Source organism: Pantoea phytobeneficialis (genome assembly GCF_009728735.1).
Classification (GTDB): Bacteria; Pseudomonadota; Gammaproteobacteria; order Enterobacterales; family Enterobacteriaceae; genus Pantoea; species Pantoea phytobeneficialis.
In genome coordinates this window covers 2688659-2707576 of the sequence record NZ_CP024636.1, presented here as the reverse complement: position 1 = coordinate 2707576, position 18918 = coordinate 2688659, and the positions used below count along the sequence as shown (strand labels likewise).

19 protein-coding genes are annotated in these 18918 nt (G+C 55.6%); 2 read left to right on the top strand and 17 right to left on the bottom strand.

Annotation, left to right across the window (positions count from 1 at the left end):
- The 9 genes from CTZ24_RS12570 to xerD form a co-directional block, all read right to left on the bottom strand.
- Positions 1 to 648, bottom strand: a complete 648-nt coding sequence (locus tag CTZ24_RS12570) for an urea carboxylase-associated family protein (protein WP_021184608.1) — start codon at positions 646 to 648, stop codon at positions 1 to 3.
- Complete coding sequence (locus CTZ24_RS12565; protein ID WP_021184609.1) at positions 632 to 1264, bottom strand: DUF1989 domain-containing protein; 633 nt, start codon at positions 1262 to 1264, stop codon at positions 632 to 634. Before CTZ24_RS12565 ends, CTZ24_RS12570 begins: the two co-directional genes overlap by 17 nt.
- 2 nt (positions 1265 to 1266) lie before the next feature.
- On the bottom strand, positions 1267 to 2103 hold the full coding sequence (locus CTZ24_RS12560; protein WP_208723686.1) for a transporter substrate-binding domain-containing protein: 837 nt from the start codon (positions 2101 to 2103) through the stop codon (positions 1267 to 1269).
- Between the two features lie 241 nt (positions 2104 to 2344).
- A complete protein-coding gene (locus CTZ24_RS12555) occupies positions 2345 to 3196 on the bottom strand; it encodes a MurR/RpiR family transcriptional regulator (RefSeq protein WP_208723685.1) in 852 nt (283 codons plus the stop codon).
- A 148-nt stretch (positions 3197 to 3344) separates the two neighbouring features.
- Positions 3345 to 4865 (bottom strand): lysine--tRNA ligase, encoded by a 1521-nt coding sequence (lysS, locus tag CTZ24_RS12550; RefSeq protein ID WP_208723684.1) that lies wholly within the window; start codon positions 4863 to 4865, stop codon positions 3345 to 3347.
- Between the two features lie 9 nt (positions 4866 to 4874).
- A protein-coding gene (gene prfB, locus CTZ24_RS12545; protein ID WP_152521887.1) for a peptide chain release factor 2 occupies positions 4875 to 5973 on the bottom strand; the annotation gives its coding sequence in 2 pieces (ribosomal slippage) (positions 4875 to 5897 and positions 5899 to 5973; 1098 coding nt in all).
- Positions 5974 to 6068: 95 nt separating this feature from the next.
- The gene (recJ, locus tag CTZ24_RS12540) at positions 6069 to 7799 is read right to left on the bottom strand and encodes a single-stranded-DNA-specific exonuclease RecJ (protein ID WP_021184614.1); all 1731 of its coding nucleotides are present in this window, start codon (positions 7797 to 7799) and stop codon (positions 6069 to 6071) included.
- Between the two features lie 6 nt (positions 7800 to 7805).
- Complete coding sequence (gene dsbC, locus CTZ24_RS12535) at positions 7806 to 8519, bottom strand: bifunctional protein-disulfide isomerase/oxidoreductase DsbC (RefSeq protein ID WP_021184615.1); 714 nt, start codon at positions 8517 to 8519, stop codon at positions 7806 to 7808.
- A 22-nt stretch (positions 8520 to 8541) separates the two neighbouring features.
- Positions 8542 to 9435, bottom strand: coding sequence for a site-specific tyrosine recombinase XerD (gene xerD, locus CTZ24_RS12530; RefSeq protein ID WP_021184616.1), 894 nt, complete (start codon positions 9433 to 9435; stop codon positions 8542 to 8544).
- 102 nt (positions 9436 to 9537) lie between these two features.
- Between xerD and fldB the strand changes: the two genes are divergently transcribed.
- A complete protein-coding gene (fldB, locus tag CTZ24_RS12525; RefSeq protein ID WP_021184617.1) occupies positions 9538 to 10056 on the top strand; it encodes a flavodoxin FldB in 519 nt (172 codons plus the stop codon).
- 84 nt (positions 10057 to 10140) lie between these two features.
- Here fldB and CTZ24_RS12520 read toward each other — a convergent pair whose 3' ends face one another.
- Both CTZ24_RS12520 and sdhE read right to left on the bottom strand, forming a co-directional pair.
- On the bottom strand, positions 10141 to 10476 hold the full coding sequence (locus CTZ24_RS12520; RefSeq protein ID WP_244633973.1) for a protein YgfX: 336 nt from the start codon (positions 10474 to 10476) through the stop codon (positions 10141 to 10143).
- Between the two features lie 40 nt (positions 10477 to 10516).
- Complete coding sequence (sdhE, locus tag CTZ24_RS12515) at positions 10517 to 10783, bottom strand: FAD assembly factor SdhE (protein WP_021184619.1); 267 nt, start codon at positions 10781 to 10783, stop codon at positions 10517 to 10519.
- A 225-nt stretch (positions 10784 to 11008) separates the two neighbouring features.
- Between sdhE and ygfZ the strand changes: the two genes are divergently transcribed.
- Entirely contained in the window at positions 11009 to 11992 is a 984-nt protein-coding gene (ygfZ, locus tag CTZ24_RS12510) for a tRNA-modifying protein YgfZ (RefSeq protein WP_208723682.1), read from the top strand.
- A 90-nt stretch (positions 11993 to 12082) separates the two neighbouring features.
- Here ygfZ and trhA read toward each other — a convergent pair whose 3' ends face one another.
- The 6 genes from trhA to CTZ24_RS12480 all read right to left on the bottom strand — a co-directional run.
- The gene (trhA, locus tag CTZ24_RS12505; protein ID WP_021184622.1) at positions 12083 to 12736 is read right to left on the bottom strand and encodes a PAQR family membrane homeostasis protein TrhA; all 654 of its coding nucleotides are present in this window, start codon (positions 12734 to 12736) and stop codon (positions 12083 to 12085) included.
- Between the two features lie 225 nt (positions 12737 to 12961).
- Positions 12962 to 13705: an SDR family oxidoreductase gene (locus CTZ24_RS12500; protein ID WP_021184623.1), complete on the bottom strand. Its 744-nt coding sequence runs from the start codon at positions 13703 to 13705 to the stop codon at positions 12962 to 12964.
- Between the two features lie 60 nt (positions 13706 to 13765).
- Complete coding sequence (gcvP, locus tag CTZ24_RS12495) at positions 13766 to 16639, bottom strand: aminomethyl-transferring glycine dehydrogenase (RefSeq protein WP_208723681.1); 2874 nt, start codon at positions 16637 to 16639, stop codon at positions 13766 to 13768.
- An 84-nt stretch (positions 16640 to 16723) separates the two neighbouring features.
- The gene (gcvH, locus tag CTZ24_RS12490; protein WP_208723680.1) at positions 16724 to 17110 is read right to left on the bottom strand and encodes a glycine cleavage system protein GcvH; all 387 of its coding nucleotides are present in this window, start codon (positions 17108 to 17110) and stop codon (positions 16724 to 16726) included.
- Between the two features lie 20 nt (positions 17111 to 17130).
- Entirely contained in the window at positions 17131 to 18228 is a 1098-nt protein-coding gene (gene gcvT, locus CTZ24_RS12485) for a glycine cleavage system aminomethyltransferase GcvT (protein ID WP_208723679.1), read from the bottom strand.
- Positions 18229 to 18640: 412 nt separating this feature from the next.
- Positions 18641 to 18918: transposase (locus tag CTZ24_RS12480; RefSeq protein ID WP_208723593.1), on the bottom strand; the 278-nt coding region annotated here is incomplete at its 5' end.

Below are 18918 nucleotides of genomic sequence, written 5' to 3'. Positions count from 1 at the left end.
TTACTCCGCGTTAAAATCCGTCAGGTTTTCCGCCACTGACAACCGCAGCGGTGCGGGCTTGTCATTCCCCTCGATGCCGGTATTGCAGGCGGAAACGATGAAACGCGTGTCCATCACCACGCGACAGGTAATGCTGTCACCTGGCTGGGTAAGGTTTTGTTCCGGCAGGATGTCGCCTTCACGCGTCAGTTTGACATGCATAAACAGGTTGATCGGGTCCGGCAGTTTCGGCACCGTCATGCCCAGACGAGCCAGTTCGCCGCTGACCGCTTCGATACAGCCTTCGCCGCCGTAGCCTCGCTCTGCCAGAAACGCCGTAGTGGAACCGGGCAGCAGCAGGTCGTGACGTTTGACGCTATCTTTGCCCAACACCATCATCGGACGACGACGGTTGTTGACCAGGCGCATCCCGGAACCCAACAGGTAGCTGTTGCTGAATACGCGGGTATGATGCACCGACAGCCACACCGCCGGGTCTTGCAGGCTAAAACCGAACAACGACGCGACCGCCCCTTCGCCCAGCGCGGTGATACGCAGCAGTTGACCACGCAGCACACGAATCGATGCTACACCTCCCGCGGTGACCTCAATCGGTGCTGCGAGGGTGCGCACCGCGGTTTCTTCATAACTCTCACGCATTAACAGCATGCGACTTCTCCTCGGCGTGGTAGTGATCGCTGACGCGAATATCGATGGGCGTCACCTGTAAACCATTGCCCGGAATGATGTCCTGCGGGCAGGAAGAGACGGAGCAAATCAGGTCGCACAGTGCTTCAAAGGTGATGCTGTCGCCCGCTTTGCTGTGGGGGTCAGTCACCTCCATACGGCCATCGGCAGTGACCGGACCGTTCTGGAACAGGTTGAACGGCTCCGGCAGGCTGAAATAGGTCACGCCATAGGCCTTCATGCCTTCCAGCAGATTATCCACGCAGTTGCGATGACCTTCGACGCCGAAATCCACGCTGAAGCGGGTGCGATCGCAGGCCGGCACGTTGGCATCGTGAATGCCGATGGTGTCGGCAACGATGCGCAACAGGGGACGGTTCTCGCTCGACCACAACGCATCACCCGGTTTGAAAAACAGCGAACGCAGATGCTGACGGGTATGGACCGGCGACAGCTTTTCGTTCAGGTCGTCGGCATTGACCGCGACAAAATCCGCGGCCTGCTGCCCTTCGCTATCAATGACGGTAATAAACTGCCCTTTGCGCACACGGAAGGTTTTGCCGTGGCCCGCCGGGACCGTCAGGGTTGACTGACACATAATTACTCCTGGGGAATGAAATCGCTGGCCGGAACGGTAAAGGTGGTGCCGAGATACTGCTGTTGCAGCCTGGTCAGCTCGCCATCTTTCTGCATCGCCAGAATGTGGTCGCTCAGGGCTTTGTTCAGGCTGCCGTCTTCTTTACGCGTTGCCCAACCCATCCATTGTGACGGACCGACTTCTCCGACCTGCGCCACTTTGCTCGGGTACTTCTTCACCACCGGCGCCAGCACGGAGATATCGTCGTAGACGAAATCCGCGCGTTTGGTCATCAGGGTGCTGACGGTTTGATCCAGCGAATCGACGCTGATGATGGTGATCGGTTTCTTACCGGCTTTTTTCAGTTCGTCGTTAAAGCCTTTCAACAATTGTTCTGGCACGCTGGCGCTTTTCACGGCACCGCGCAGGCCGGACAGACTTTCCGGGCTGAGGGTTTTGCCGCTAAAGGTTTTGGCTTCATCTTCGCGCACCAGCACACCGTTGACGGTTTTGCTGTAAGGCACGGTGAACAGCACTTTTTTCGCCCGTTCGGCGGTGACGTTGAGGGAGGAACCTTCGGCGTTAAACGAGCCGGAAATCAGGCCCGGCAAAATGCCGCTGAAGGCGGTTTTCTGAAACTCCAGTTTCACGCCGAGATCTTTGGCGAAGGATTGCATGATCGCCACGCTGTAGCCAGTGATCGCGCCGCTGTCGTCGGTGTACTCATACGGAGGAAATGTCGGGTCGATACCGACGGTGATTTTGCCGCTGCTTTTGATATCGGCCAGCGTATCGGCTTGCGCCTGTGCCAGCGATCCAACAGATAAAAGTGCGGCGATGAGCCAAGCGGTTTTTTTCATTATGGTGTTTCCCTGGTGTTGGTGAAATGTCTTTTTCTTCTGAGCATATTTTGTGCCAGATTTTTCACACACCACGCATACCAGGGTCGGGGATATCATTTTTCCCTGTACAATCATAAAGAAACATTTGTTTCTTAGTTCATATTTGTCGTTTCTGTGATTTCATACATTGGAAACAGGGATGCCCGCCAGCGCACCATTTCGGTGCAATGGCGGGTGCAATATGCGCCAGCGCGGGGCGTTATTCGAGTTCGTCTAGGGATTGGTGCAGCGCTTCAACCTGGGCGAGGTAATCGTTGCTGGCTTTGCCCATCTCGCGCGCCACCAGGGAGCACAGCAAGTTGCAGATGCCGGAGAGTGCAGCGGTGCTGTCAAAAATCAGGCTACTGTCGGTGTGGCAGCGTACCACCCATTGCGCATGGCGGGCCGGTTTGCCGGACAGCACATCGGCCAGATACAGCATCGGTACCTGGCGCTCGGCCAACGCATTCATCGCGGCCTCTAACGCTGGCATACGACGACGCAGGCCAACGCAAATCACCACATCCTGTTCATTCAGTGATGCCAGATGCTCCGCCAGCGAATCGCCGGGGCGAGGCAGCAGGCGTATATCGGGGTGAACGTGGATCAGATCGCGATAGATCAGTTGCGCAATGGTCTGGCTATGACGCCAGCCCATCACCACCACGCGCCGTGCGCGGGCGATGGCGCTGACCGCATCCTGCAACTGGCTGCTCTCCAGCGTGCGATAGCTGTTCACCAGATTGGCGATCTCTTTTTCCAGATGTTGCTGCATGATGCTGTCGAGCGGTGAAGCGCTGGGTGCGGCTTGCAGATAAAGCGGTGAACCGCTGCTCTGCATATCACGCGCCTGACGGCGAGCGGCTTCGTAGCTTTCATAACCGAGGTGGCGGAAAAAACGCGTGGTGGTGGCTTTGGAAACCCCGGCGCTGTGCGCCAGTTCAGTGGCGGTATTCATGGCGAGCTGGCCTGGGGCTGCCAGCAGTACGTCGGCCAGCCGCTGTTCGTGGCTGGAGAGTTGCTCCCAGTGCTGACGAATCCGGCCTTCCAGTGATGCCGTTTTTGCACTCATGGTGGATCCCTGAAAATAAAAAAACCATCCTGCACAGAGCGTGCCGGGTTGTCATCTGGATTTTTTAATGGAGAAAAAAGGTCGGCATCAATGCCGACCTTTTCCGGATGTAGCGGCGCGATTTATCGCGCCGCTACGGATGGTGTGATTATTTACCTGAAGGGCGCAGTGCCGGGAACAGGATTACGTCGCGAATGGTGTGGCTGTTGGTAAACAACATCACCATACGGTCGATACCAATACCCAGACCGGCAGTTGGCGGCAGACCATGTTCCAGCGCGGTGACATAGTCTTCGTCATAGAACATCGCTTCGTCATCACCGGCATCTTTAGCGTTCACCTGTTGCAGGAAACGCTCAGCCTGATCTTCCGCATCATTCAGCTCGGAGAAGCCGTTACCGATTTCACGACCACCGATGAAGAATTCAAAGCGATCGGTGATTTCCGGGTTCTCGTCGTTACGACGTGCCAGCGGTGACACTTCTGCCGGATATTCGGTGATGAAGGTCGGCTGGATCAGATGCGCTTCGGCGGTTTCTTCGAAGATCTCGGTAACCACGCGGCCCAGACCCCAGCTCTTCTCGACTTTGATGTGCAGTGAGTTGGCAATCGCCACGGCTTTGTCGAAATCATCCAGATCCGCCAGATCAGTTTCCGGACGGTACTTTTTGATCGCTTCGCGCATGGTGAGTTTTTCGAACGGCTTGCCGAAATCGAAGGTGTTCTCACCGTACGGGACTTCCGTGGTGCCGAGGACGTCCTGCGCCAGAGTACGGAACAGGCTTTCGGTCAGCTCGATCAGATCTTTGTAATCCGCATACGCCATGTAGAGTTCCATCATGGTGAACTCTGGGTTGTGGCGCGGAGAGATGCCTTCGTTACGGAAGTTACGGTTGATCTCAAACACGCGATCAAAACCGCCAACCACCAGACGCTTCAGATACAGTTCCGGCGCAATACGCAGGTACATATCGATGTCGAGCGCATTGTGATGGGTGATAAACGGACGGGCTGACGCACCACCCGGGATCACCTGCATCATCGGGGTTTCCACTTCCATAAAGTCGCGACCAACCATGAACTGACGAATGCCCGCCATGATTTTTGAACGCACCTGGAAGGTGTGACGCGATTCGTCGTTGGCAATCAGGTCCAGGTAACGCTGACGATAACGGGTTTCCTGATCGGCCAGGCCGTGGAATTTGTCCGGCAAAGGACGCAGCGCTTTGGTCAGCAGACGCAGTTCTGAGCAGTGGATTGACAGCTCACCGGTTTTGGTTTTGAACAGCTTACCGCGTGCGCCGAGGATATCGCCGAGATCCCACTTCTTGAATTGCTCGTTGTAGACGCCTTCCGCCAGATCATCGCGCGCCACGTACAACTGAATGCGGCCACCGACGTCCTGCAACGTGATGAATGACGCTTTGCCCATGATACGGCGGGTCATCATACGACCGGCAACACTGACCTCGATGCCAAGGTCTTCCAGCTCTTCGTTGCTCTTTTCGTCATAGCTGGCGTGCAGCTGATCGGAGGTGGTGTCACGGCGAAAATCGTTAGGAAACGCCACGCCGGTTTCACGCAGCGCGCTGAGTTTTTCGCGACGCGTTTTCAGTTCGTTATTTAACTCAAGTGCGGCATCAGCGCTCTGCGGTTGTTGTTCAGACATGTCGGTTCCTTATAGCCCTGCTTTTAAACTTGCTTCAATAAAACGATCGAGATCGCCATCCAACACCGCCTGGGTGTTACGCGTTTCTACGCCAGTACGCAGATCTTTGATGCGCGAATCATCGAGAACGTATGAACGGATCTGGCTGCCCCAGCCGATGTCAGATTTGTTATCTTCCGCCGCCTGTTTCTCAGCATTTTTCTTTTGCATCTCAAGCTCATACAGCTTCGCTTTCATCTGCTTCATGGCCTGATCTTTGTTCTTATGCTGCGAACGATCGTTCTGACACTGGGTCACGGTGCCGGTCGGAATGTGGGTGATACGTACCGCAGATTCCGTACGGTTAACGTGCTGACCACCCGCGCCCGAAGCACGGTAAACGTCAATACGCAGATCTGCCGGGTTGATTTCGATATCAATATCGTCATCCACTTCCGGATAGATAAAGGCAGAACTGAAGGAGGTGTGACGACGGCCACCCGAGTCAAACGGACTCTTACGCACCAGGCGATGGACGCCGGTTTCGGTACGCAGCCAGCCGAAAGCATATTCGCCAGAAACACGAATGGTGGCGGATTTCAGACCGGCCACTTCACCTTCTGACTCTTCAATAATCTCGGTTTTGAAGCCTTTGGCTTCTGCCCAGCGCAGGTACATGCGCATCAGCATGCTGGCCCAGTCCTGCGCTTCGGTGCCGCCGGAACCGGCTTGCAGGTCGATGTAGCAGTCGGCGCTGTCGTATTCACCGGAGAACATACGACGGAATTCCAGTTCACCCAGCTTGGTTTCCAACACGTCCAGCTCGGCAATGGTGTCGTTGAAGGTTTCTTCGTCATCGGCTTCAACCGCCAGCTCCAGCAGGCCCTGCACATCTTCCAGCCCCTGATACATCTGGTCCAGGGTGCCGACGATGATTTCTAACGACGAACGTTCTTTACCCAGCGCTTGCGCACGCTCAGGTTCGTTCCAGACGTCAGGTTGTTCCAGCTCGGCGTTTACTTCTTCGAGGCGTTCTTTCTTGGCATCGTAGTCAAAGATACCCCCTAAGAACGTCGCTGCGCTCGGTGAGGTCCTGAATACGGTTTTTGACCGGGTTGATTTCAAACATGGCTTTTCAGTCTTTTTTGACGATTCGTGAGAGGAGAAAAATCTAACGCGCTAGTTTAACCGAAAGCGCGTTCACTTTATAGCTTTGCTGGCCGCTTATGCCAGCGGCCACAGATGGTCGATAATCAGCTGCACCGAACGGTTGCCACGATACTCGTTAATGTCCAGTTTGTAGGCCAGTTCGACCTGGCGCACGCTGCTGTCCGGCCACAAAGTCGTATCAACGTTAAAGGCGATGCCATCCAGCAACGGACCTCCGCCAATCGGCTCCACCATCACTTTCAGATGACGTTCACCCACCAGCCGTTGTTGCAGCAGTTTAAACCGGCCATCAAATACCGGTTCAGGGAATGCCTGGCCCCAGGGTCCCGCTTCCCGCAGTAGCTCAGCGGTTTGCAGCGAAAACTCCTGCGCGCGCAATTCACCATCTGACCAGATTACCCCCTGCAACGCTTCGCCATCCAGCCATTCGTCAATCAACGCGGCAAAGCGCTGACGAAACTCTTCGTAGCGAGCTTCTTGCAGCGATAATCCCGCGGCCATCGCATGACCGCCGAATTTGATCATCAGGCCAGGATGCAGGGTATCGAGACGTTCCAGCGCGTCACGCAGATGGAGCCCGGCAATCGAGCGGCCAGAGCCCTTCAGCGTGCCGTCCCCTGCCGGAGCGAAAGCGATCACCGGACGGTGGAAACGCTCCTTGAGGCGCGAAGCCAAAATCCCTACCACTCCCTGATGCCACTCGGGATGGTAGAACGCCAGACCGAGCGGCAAGTCGGTGTGTTGTCGCTCCAGCGCATCACACAACGCCAGCGCTTCGCTTTTCATGCCCTGCTCAATCTCTTTACGCGTCTGATTCAACGCGTCCAGCTCGTTGGCCAGCATGCGCGCTTCGCTGATGTCTTCGGTCAGCAACAAGGCAACGCCCACCGACATATCATCCAGACGCCCCGCCGCATTGAGACGGGGACCGATGGCGAAACCGAGATCGCTCGCCACCAGTTGTCGCGCATCGCGATTGGCGATTTCCAGCAACGCACGAATACCGGCGCGGCATTTCCCGGCGCGGATGCGGCTTAAGCCTTGCCACACCAGAATGCGGTTGTTGGCATCCAACGGTACCACGTCAGCCACGGTGCCCAGCGCTACCAGATCAAGCCATTCCGCCAGATTGGGTTCCGCCCGGCCCTCGCTAAACCAGTTTTGCGTACGCAGGTACGCGCGCAACGCCAGCATCAGATAGAAGGCGACGCCCACGCCCGCCAGCGCCCGTGAGGGGAAATCGCTGTCGTTCAGATTTGGATTAACAATGGCTTCGGCAGCAGGCAGCGTTTCACCCGGCAGGTGGTGATCGGTGACCAGCACCGGGATGCCATGCTGATGCGCCGTATCGACGCCCGCATGCGACGAAATGCCGTTATCTACCGTGAGGATCATCTCGGCACCGCGCGCCCGCGCCTGCTCCACCACTTCCGGGCTGAGGCCGTAGCCATCTTCAAAACGGTTGGGGACAAGGTAGTCGATGTTGCCACCGAGACTGCGCAGCGCCAGCACCGTTAACGCGGTGCTGGTGGCACCATCGGCGTCAAAATCGCCCACCACCACAATGCGGCGACCGTCGCGCAGCATCTGATGCAGCAGCGTCACCGCAGCATCGATGCCACCAAGCGTTTGCCACGGCAGCAGATGTTTAGCACCGCGTTCGAGTTCAGCGGCATCACGCACGCCACGTTGCAGGTAGAGCCGCCGCAGCAGCGGCGGCAAATCGGCAGGCAAGGTATCGTCGGCATGGGGTTCACGCCGACGCAGTTCAACAGAATGGATCACTGTGGATTAACCGCCACTTTTCTGGCCGTCGAGCACTTGCTTCAGCTCCTGTGGCCCCTGATAACCCGGGATCATCATGCCGCTGTCGGTCAGGATGGCAGGCGTGCCCTGAATACCAAACAGGATGCCCAGTTTATATTGCTGGTCGAGATCGATTTTGCAGGTCGCCGGTGCGTCCATCTGCGGCGCATTACCTTTCATCGCCTCATCAAACTGTTTGTTACGATCGGCACTGCACCAGATGGCTTTCATCGCTTTTTCGACCTGACCATGCAGACCTTCACGCGGGAATGCCAGGTAACGCACGGTGATGCCCAACGCGTTGTAGTCAGCCATTTGCTCATGCAGCTTACGGCAATAACCACAGGTAATGTCGGTAAACACGGTGATAACGTGTTGTTGTTTCGGCGCTTTGTAGATAATCATTTGCGGTTCCAGCGCCGTGACTTTCTTCTCCAGCAGCTGGTTCGTCACGTTCACCGGTTGTGCGCCGCTGACATCGTACAACGGCCCCTGAATCATGTGCTTACCATCGTCGGTGACGTACAACACGCCACTCTCCGTCAGCACAGTTTTGATGCCTGGCAGCGGTGACGGCTGAATTTCCGTCTGTTGCAGTCCCAACTTTTTCAAAGCCTGCTGGATGGCGCTGTCATCGGCATGAACCAGCCCGGAGAAGGTGCTGACCAGCAGAGCCAGCATCGTTAACTGTTTTTTCATCTCATTTCCTTGTTGCCGCGTTTCAGGCGCGCGGATGATGCTGTTGATGTAACAATCGCAAGCGCTCAGTGGCAACGTGCGTATAAATTTGGGTAGTGGAAAGGTCGCTGTGACCTAACAACATCTGTACGACGCGCAAATCGGCACCGTGGTTCAATAGATGTGTCGCAAAAGCGTGGCGCAACACATGCGGCGACAGTTTTTCGCTGTCGATTCCGGCCAGCAAAGCGTAGTGCTTAATCCGGTGCCAGAACGTCTGACGGGTCATCTTTTGCGCGCGATTGCTGGGGAATAGCACATCCAGCGTCTGGCCATTGAGCAACCACGGACGACCATGCGTCATATAATGCTCAATCCAGTAAATCGCTTCTTCACCCATTGGCACAAGGCGCTCTTTGTTGCCTTTACCAATCACCCGCACCACCCCCTGACGCAGGCTGACATCGCTCAGGGTTAACCCCACCAGCTCAGAAACGCGCAGACCGGTGGCGTAGAGTAGCTCCAGCATCGCTTTGTCGCGCAGTTCGAGCGGAATCTCAATCGAGGGTGCCTGCAACAGGCGTTCTACCTGGCTTTCACTCAGATCCTTGGGCAAGCGCTGCGGGAGTTTCGGGGCGGAAAGCAGTGCGCTGGGATCGTCGCTACGCAGCTTTTCACGGTAAAGATATTGAAACAACCGCCGGATGGCGCTCAGGGTACGTGCTGAGCTGGTGGCTTTATAACCGCCCTCCACCCGTTCCGCCAGAAACTGCTGCAAGTCGAGTGCTTCCAGCGTCAGCAGCGTGCGCTCATGATGATGCAGCCAGCCGGTGAGAGTTTGCAGATCCTGGCGATAGGATGCGAGGGTATTTTGTGCCAGATTGCGCTCAATCCAGAGCGTATCCAGAAACTGTTCAATCAGGTCGCTGTCTGCCACTTTCTCCCTCCAACCGGTGTGAAATCGTGCTCATTATGCCTGAAAAGCGCCTGCTTCTGGTACAATTGCGCCAGAGTGAGTCTCAGACAGAGCATTAATTGCATGAATATCGGCCTGTTTTACGGTTCAAGTACCTGCTACACCGAAATGACCGCGGAGAAGATTCGCGACTTTATTGGTGAAGAATTAGTCACCCTGCACAACCTGAAAGATGACGATCCGGCGTTGATGGAGCAGTACGATTTGCTGATCCTCGGTATCCCAACCTGGGACTTCGGTGAGTTGCAGGAGGATTGGGAAGCGATTTGGCCGCAAATCCCGGCGCTGAACCTGCGCGGAAAAATTGTCGCCCTGTATGGCATGGGTGACATGATTGGCTACAGTGAATGGTTTCTCGACGCGCTGGGTATGCTGCATGAACTGTTGCAGCCGATGGGCGTGCAGTTTGTCGGCTACTGGCCGCTGGAAGGCTACGAATTTACCAGCCCGAAACCGTTAACCGCCGATGGCAAACAATTTGTCGGTCTGGCGCTTGATGATGTGAACCAGTTTGAACTGAGTGATGAACGCATCGAACAATGGTGTGAACAGATTCTGACGGAAACCGCCGCGCTACTTTAACGCGTGATTCCTACGATGTAGCGGCGCGATTTATCGCGCGGTTTTTTCCACATTACGCACGAAACCGCGCGATAAATCGCGCCGCTACGGGCTTAAACAGCAGGCGCGCAATCTGCGCCAGTTGCCTTCTGGCATGTTGTCATGCATCAGCCACAACCGCCTGCATTGCCCCTGGTCGTTACGTAGCACCAGCAAGACGCCAATCGGCAACCAGCCTGGTGCGCACGCGTTGTGCCAGCGCATATCATCCCAGTGCCAGATACCCTGATGATCCAACGAAAGTGGCCCGCAGCATCGTTGCAACTGCCGTTGGTGACGCCATCCCTCCACCAGCAATACCAACAACAACGGCGCTTTACTCCAGCGCCATGTTTCCGGCCAGGGCAGGCAAACCACCAGTGAACAACAAAGCAGCAGCATCAGCGCCTGCAATATCCGGGCGCTGTGCGATGGATGCAGCTTACATCGCCACCGGACCGCGTTCACGATTGCGCTGCTGAATCAGTTTCACCATACGCTGAAACTCGGGATCGACCGGTTCACCGTGGTTCATCATCCAGTTGAATAAATCCGGGTCGTCGCTTTTCAATAAGGCCACGAACACCTGCTTGTCGGTGTCAGTCAGCGAATCGTACTCATATTTGAAAAACGGCATGATAGCGATGTCCAGCTCCAGCATGCCCCGACGGCACGCCCATTGGACGCGGGCTTTGTCATGAATATCCATGTCTCTTTTCCACAGCGGCAAACAATGGCACTCAGTGTACCTGCTTTTTTTCGCGGGTGCAGGCGTCACTGCACTGGCTGTGCAGTGACGCGCAAAACCCTTTCACACAATGCAGGGTTATCACGCGATTTGTGCGTCAGGTTCCGCAAACTGGTTGCAAAGCCGCGCTGCTCTTTTAACATGGAAAGATTGTCTACGGATGAACCCATTAATCAGGAAAAACCCATGCCCATATTTACCCTTCCCCCTCGTCAGCCGACTGCATCATCTCGTCTGCCTTTAACCCTGATGTCACTCGATGAGTGGGCGCTGGTTGCGGTGCAGGGCAAAGACAGCACCTCGTATTTGCAAGGCCAACTGACGCTGGATGTAGCCGCGCTGGATGCGACACAGCATCGTCCGGCCGCGCATTGCGATGCCAAAGGGAAAATGTGGAGCAGCCTGCGTCTGTTTCATCGTGGCGAAGGTTATGGCTACCTGGTACGCCGTAATCTGCGTGATACCCAGCTTACGGAGCTGAAAAAATATGCGGTGTTCGCCAAGGTGGCCATTGCCGCCGATGATGATGCCGTACTGCTGGGCCTGGCTGGCTTCCAGGCACGCACGGCACTGGCAGGTCTGTTCCCGGTGCTGCCGGATGCCACAACCCCGGTGGTGGAGCAGGGCGACACGACTCTGCTGTGGTTTGAGCAACCGGCGGAACGCTTCCTGTTGGTTACTACGCTGGCCCAGGCTGAAGCGCTGAAGGATAAACTGACGGGTGATGCGCAATTCAATGACAGCACGCAGTGGCTGGCACTGGATATTGAAGCAGGCATTCCGGTGATTGACAGCGCCACCAGCGCACAGTTGATCCCACAAGCCACTAACCTGCAAGCGCTGGATGCCATCAGCTTTAAAAAAGGCTGCTACACCGGGCAGGAGATGGTAGCACGCGCGAAATTCCGTGGCGCCAACAAACGCGCGCTGTACTGGCTGGCTGGCCAGGCCAGCCATCTGCCACCGGCCGATGGGTCGCTGGAATTACAGATGGGTGACAGGTGGCGTCGCACCGGCACCGTGCTCACCGCCGTTCAACTGGATGACGGTGAAGCATGGATTCAGGTGGTGATGAATAACGATCTGGAACCGGATAGCGTGCTGCGGGTGGAGGGTGATGAAGGGGGCAAGCTGACTATTCAGCCATTGCCCTATTCTCTCGAAGATTAAATTTCTCAGGCTTCCTTTTCCCTCACCCCGCCCCTCTCCCGCAAGACGGGAGAGGGAGATATGTCATATGCAAGACCGGGAGGATGGATTTTACATCACATAGAAATAAATAGCGCAGAAGTGGCACACACTGCCACCCAACACAAACGCGTGCCAGATTGCATGGTTATAGGGGATGCGGCGCGCGACATAGAAAATCACGCCTAACGAGTACACGATCCCGCCCGCCGCCAGCAGCCATACGCCACCCGCTGACAATTTTGTTGCCAGTTGATAAATCACCACCAGCGACAGCCAGCCCATACTGAGATAGGTGACCAGCGATAGCACCTTAAAACGGTGGGCAATGGTGAGTTTAAAGATGATTCCCGCCAGCGCGAGGCTCCAGATGACAATCATCAGCCCTTTAGCCAGCGACGATTTCAGTCCCACCAGCAGGAATGGCGTATACGTCCCCGCAATCAGCAAATAGATGGCACAGTGGTCAAATTTTTTCAGCCAGTATTTGGCTTTCTGGTGTGGAATGGCGTGATAAAGGGTCGACGCCAGAAACAGCAGGATCATGCTGCCACCATACAAACTGTAGCTGGTGATCGCGGTGGCATCCGCCTGCATTTCAACGGCTTGCGTTAAAAGCAATACCAGGCCAATAATGCCAAACAGGCAGCCTAATCCGTGGCTGATACTGTTAGCAATCTCCTCTGCCAGCGAATAGCCCTGAGCGATAAGACGGTTCTGTACCATGAGAGTGCATCCCGAAAAACGAAGAAACTGACTGTGCTTTTTCTGTGCATCAGAGTAACCAGAATTAATTTCAGTGTACACATGTACGCTAAAATTAATCTGTGAATCAGTGTTTCAGCCAGTATGATCAGACGTAGCGGCGCGATTTATCGCGCGGTTTTTCCGGCACAGCACGCGAAATTGCGCGATAAATCCGCGCCGCTACGGATCGGAGAGATATTTTGTTTACCGCCCACCTGCGGCATCAATGATAGTGCCGGTGATATAGGATGCGGCATCACTGGTGAGCCAGAGGATAGCCTCGGCGATCTCTTGCGGCTGACCGCCACGCCCCATTGGGATAACGCTGGCAAGCCGATCTACCCTGCCAGGTTCACCACCGTCAGCATGCATTTCGGTGTAAATAAATCCCGGACGTACGCCGTTCACGCGAATCCCCTGCGCGGCAACTTCCAGCGATAAGCCTTTAGTAAGTGTATCCATCGCGCCTTTGGAGGCGGCGTAATCCACATATTCTCCTGGCGCTCCGGTTCTGGCCGCGGCGGATGACACGTTGACGATCGCGCCACCGCTGCCGCCGTGTTGGGTTCCCATGCGCTTCACCGCTTCGCGGCAGCATAAGAACGTACCGGTGACATTGGTAGCAAAGACACGCTGGAGGCGTTCTGCGGTCAGGTCTTCAGTGCGGCACTGCTGAAACAGAATGCCCGCATTGTTGACCAACACCTTCAGCGGCGCTTCGTAGCGGTCAAGCTGCTGAAACATCCGTACCACCTGCGCTTCATCGGCGATATCCGCCTGCACCGTAAACGCCTTGCCACCCTGTGCTTCGATGGCGGCGACCACCTGTTGCGCTTCAGCTTCACGCTGGCGGTAATTCACCGCCACGCAATAACCTGCCTGCGCCAGTAATAACGCCGTAGCACGACCGATACCGCGACTTGCGCCAGTGACTAATGCCAGTTCCATTTTGCCTCCAAAGAAAAAGGCCGGTTTCCCGGCCTTCGATAACGTGTGGTTCAGTGTAGCTTACGCATACTCACTCATCGGTACGCAGCTACAGAACAGGTTGCGATCGCCAAACACATCATCCAGACGTTTTACCGTCGGCCAGTATTTGTTAGCGCTGCCTGCCGGGAACACGGCCAGCTCACGGCTGTACGGATGCGCCCACTCACCAACGATCTCCATCTGAGTGTGCGGCGCATTGACCAGCGGGTTGTCCTCTGCCGGCCATTCACCATCTGCCACACGATCGATTTCCATACGGATTGCCAACATCGCATCAATAAAGCGATCCAGCTCGATTTTGCTCTCTGATTCCGTCGGCTCGACCATCAGCGTCCCCGCAACCGGGAATGACATGGTTGGCGCATGGAACCCGTAATCGATCAGACGTTTGGCGATATCCATTTCGCTGATGCCGGTTTGTTCTTTCAGCGGGCGAATATCAAGAATACATTCATGCGCCACGCGATCATCGCGACCGGTATAGAGAATCGGATAGGCTGACTGCAAACGGCTGGCGATGTAGTTGGCATTGAGGATTGCCACCGAACTCGCCTGCTTCAATCCTTCAGCACCCATCATGCGGATATACATCCAGCTGATCGGCAGAATCGAGGCACTGCCAAAGGGGGCTGCGGATACCGCGCCCTGCTGCGTCAGTACACCATCAATCTGCACTACGCTATGGCCCGGTACAAACGGTGCCAGATGCGCTTTCACGCCGATCGGTCCCATACCTGGGCCGCCACCGCCGTGTGGAATACAGAAAGTTTTATGCAGGTTAAGGTGAGAGACATCCGCGCCGATATAACCTGGCGTGGTGATCCCCACCTGTGCGTTCATGTTGGCGCCATCCAGATAAACCTGACCGCCGTACTGATGCACGATCTGGCACACTTCACGGATAGTCTCTTCATACACGCCGTGCGTTGACGGGTAGGTCACCATGATGCAGGAGAGTTTATCGCCTGACTGCGCCGCTTTCTCACGCAGATCGCCGAGGTCGATGTTGCCCTGTTTGTCACAGGCCACCACCACCACCGACATTCCCGCCATCTGTGCCGACGCCGGGTTGGTGCCATGCGCAGAGCTGGGGATCAAACAAATATGACGATCGCCTTCGTTACGGCTTTCGTGGTAGCGACGGATAGCCAGCAAGCCAGCATATTCACCCTGCGCACCAGAGTTCGGCTGCATACACAGCGCGTCGTAACCGGTCAGCTGTACCAACCACTGCGACAGTTGGCCGATCATTTGCAGATAACCGGACGCCTGTTCTGCCGGGCAGAACGGGTGCAGTTCAGCGAATTCCGGCCAGGTAATTGGGATCATCTCTGCGGCGGCGTTCAGTTTCATGGTGCAGGAACCGAGCGGGATCATCGCCTGGTTCAGCGCCAGATCCTTTTTCTCCAGGCTGTGCATATAACGCATCATCTCAGTTTCGCTGTGATGACGGTTAAATACCGGGTGCTCGAGAATCGCACTCTGGCGCTGCTGCGCTGCCGGGATTCCGCTGTTTTCAGCAGCCACGGCGCTGTCCAGCGCATCAATGTCCTGGCCATGTTCATCACCCAGCAAAATGGCGAACAGCGCCTGCACGTCTTCACGACGGGTAGTTTCATCCAGCGTGATGCCCACGGCGTGATGAATGTCGCTACGCAGGTTAACACCGAAACTCAGAGCACGGTTTAGCACTGCCGCTTTGTCAGCCACTTCGACGGTCAGGGTATCGAACCAGCTATTGTGGCGCAGTTTCAGTCCGCCATTTTTCAGTCCGGCCGCCAGGATGCTGGTCAGACGGTGGATACGCGAAGCAATACGTTTCAGGCCAGCCGGTCCATGATAAACCGCATAGAAACCAGCGATGTTTGCCAGCAGCACCTGTGAAGTACAGATGTTGGAGTTGGCCTTCTCACGGCGGATATGCTGTTCACGGGTTTGCATCGCCATACGCAGCGCGGTGTTACCGGCGGCATCGCGCGACACACCGATGATACGCCCCGGCATAGAACGCTTGTGCTCGTCACGGCTGGCAAAAAATGCCGCGTGAGGACCACCGTAGCCCATTGGCACACCGAAACGTTGCGCAGAACCAAATACAATGTCTGCGCCCTGCTTGCCCGGTGCTTCCAGTTGCACCAACGCCATAAAGTCAGAGGCGACACTCACCACCACTTTGCGGCTTTTCAGCTCGGCAATCAGCGAACGGTAGTCATGCACTTCACCGGTGGTACCCGCCTGTTGCAGCAGCACACCAAACAGGTCGTCATGATCGAGCGCTTTTGCTGCGCTATCGATAATCAGTTCAAAACCAAAGGTTTCGGCACGCGTACGCACCACATCCAGTGTTTGCGGATGGATGTCGTCAGCGATAAAGAATTTGTTGGCATTTTTTAGCTTGCTGACGCGTTTTGCCATCGCCATCGCTTCAGCGGCGGCGGTGGCTTCGTCAAGCAGTGAAGCCGATGCGATATCAAGGCCGGTCAGGTCCAGCGTCAGGGTCTGGAAGTTGAGCAGCGCTTCCAGACGGCCCTGCGACACTTCCGGCTGGTACGGGGTATAGGCGGTGTACCAGCCCGGATTTTCCAGCATGTTGCGCAGAATCACCGGGGGGGTGATCACCGCAGTGTAGCCCATACCAATCCAGGATTTATAACGCTGGTTCTGACTGGCAATTGCTTTCAGCTCTGCCAGCGCCTGCTGCTCGGTGGCTGCATCACCCACAGCGGGCGGTCCCGGCAATTGGATGTCGGCAGGCACAATGGAACCAATCAGGGATTCCAAAGAGCTGGCACCAATCGCTTCCAGCATGGTGGCCTGTTGCTCCGGCGTTGGTCCGATATGGCGCTCAATAAAAGCACCGTTATGTTCAAGCTGGCTGAGAGTCTGAGTCATTAGCAGTAAATCCTGAATCGGGCTGGGTATTAATACAGACAAAAAAGAAAGGTGCCGCCACGCGACACCTTCTGATACTGGCGCTTAATCTTCGATGGTTTTTTTATAACCTTCGGCATCCATCAACGACTCGAGTTCAGACTCATCGCTGGCCTTGATTTTGAACAGCCAACCGTCGGTGTAGGGGTCGCTGTTGATCAGTTCCGGTGAGCTTTCCAGCTCTTCGTTGACCGCCAAAATTTCGCCACTGATGGGAGCGTAAATATCAGAAGCCGCTTTTACCGATTCGGCAACTGCGCAATCTTCACCGCTCTCAACCACGCGGCCCACTTCCGGCAGATCGACAAACACCATGTCACCCAACAGCTCCTGAGCATGTTCGGTAATCCCTACGGTGTAGGTGCCATCGGCTTCCTGACGCACCCACTCGTGGCTATCTTTGTACTTCAATTCGTTTGGTACATTGCTCATCGCCAAATCTCCTGAAAAAGTTACTGTGCGACCGGTTTACCGGCGCGAACAAAAATTGGTTTGGTGACCTTTACCGGCATTTCACGATTGCGGATTTCCACAATCGCCTGCTCGCCAATTCCGGCTGGCACGCGTGCCAGCGCAATGCTGTATCCCAGCGTCGGTGAGAAGGATCCACTGGTAATAATACCCTGCTGCGGCTGACCTTGTTCATCGGTGAAACGTACCGGCAGGCCGTTACGCAACACCCCTTTTTCGGTCATGATCAGACCGACCAGTTTTTCTGTTCCGGCAGCGCGCTGAGCTTCCAACGCCTCGCGGCCAATAAAATCACGGTCGGTGGGTTCCCAAACAATGGTCCAGCCCATATTCGCCGCCAGCGGTGAAACGCCCTCGTCCATCTCCTGGCCGTAGAGGTTCATCCCCGCTTCCAGACGCAACGTATCACGCGCACCCAAACCAGCCGGTTTAACCCCTGCCGCCAACAGGCGCTGCCAGAAATCCGCGGCGGCGTTAGCCGGCATGGCAATTTCGTAGCCCGCTTCACCGGTATAACCGGTGGTAGCGATAAACAGATCATCCGCCTGCACACCGAAGAACGGTTTCATGCCCGCGACGGCATCACGTTGCGCGGCACTGAACAGCGACTGCGCTTTCTGTTGCGCATGCGGTCCCTGCACCGCGATCAGTGCTAAATCGTCACGTTCAGTCAGGGTAATGCCATACGGCTGTGCGTGTTCACCAATCCATGCAAGGTCTTTCTCACGCGTGGCTGAGTTCACCACCAGACGGAAGAAGTCCTCGGTCATAAAGTAAACAATCAAATCATCAATGACGCCACCTGATGCATTTAGCATGCCGGTGTAAAGCGCTTTGCCTGGCTGGGTCAGTTTGGCGACGTCGTTCGCCAGCAGGTAACGCAGAAATTCGCGGGTGCGGGCACCGTGCAGGTCAACGATGGTCATGTGGGAAACATCAAACATGCCGGCATCAGTGCGTACCACATGATGCTCATCCATTTGCGAGCCGTAGTGGAGCGGCATCATCCAGCCGTGAAAATCCACCATACGTGCGCCGCAGGCCTGATGCTGTTCGAATAGAGGCGTTTGCTGAGTCATAACCATCCTGTAGAAACAAGTGAGCGTGACGCGCCTGCGTAGCCGATTGCGGCTGACGCAAACGTTCTCTTTGCGCTGACGTTACCACCGAACGAGGCAATTAACCATAAGCAAAACGAGGGCGAACTTGCGTTGGGCGTCAGCAAAACGCCGCACAGGATGCAGGATAATTCACTGGTTTTATGTGATTAACCACGCACAAAATACAACAAGTTAACTTTTATACAGAAAAATAATGTAATCCAGCACTCCGTATGGGCCAATGGCACCGCATAAAAAAATCTTTTGCATGAGAAAATGTAATGCGAATTACGACGTAAAATTAGAATAAATCAAACGAGGCGCAAAAAGGGTGCGGGAATGCCTCAGGATGGTGCAAAGGAGGCAATGATCGTAGCTACCGTCTTGAACGTCAAGCGGTAGCTGCGTAATTTTCATCCCACTTCATCCGCGTTTTCAGCACCCCGAAGCACTGATGAACCAGCTTGCGCATCACCGCTCCAAGCGCGGCCTTGCTGGCTTTGCCCTTCGCGATTAGCCTCTGGTACAGCGCCTTCGCCGGGGCATTCCACCTGATCGCTACGATCGCCGCCATATACAGTTTCGCCCTTACGTCTGCCGGGCCTGTTTTTGACATCCGCGCACGCCCCCTGACTGAGCTCCCGGACGTTTTTTCCACCGGTACCACAC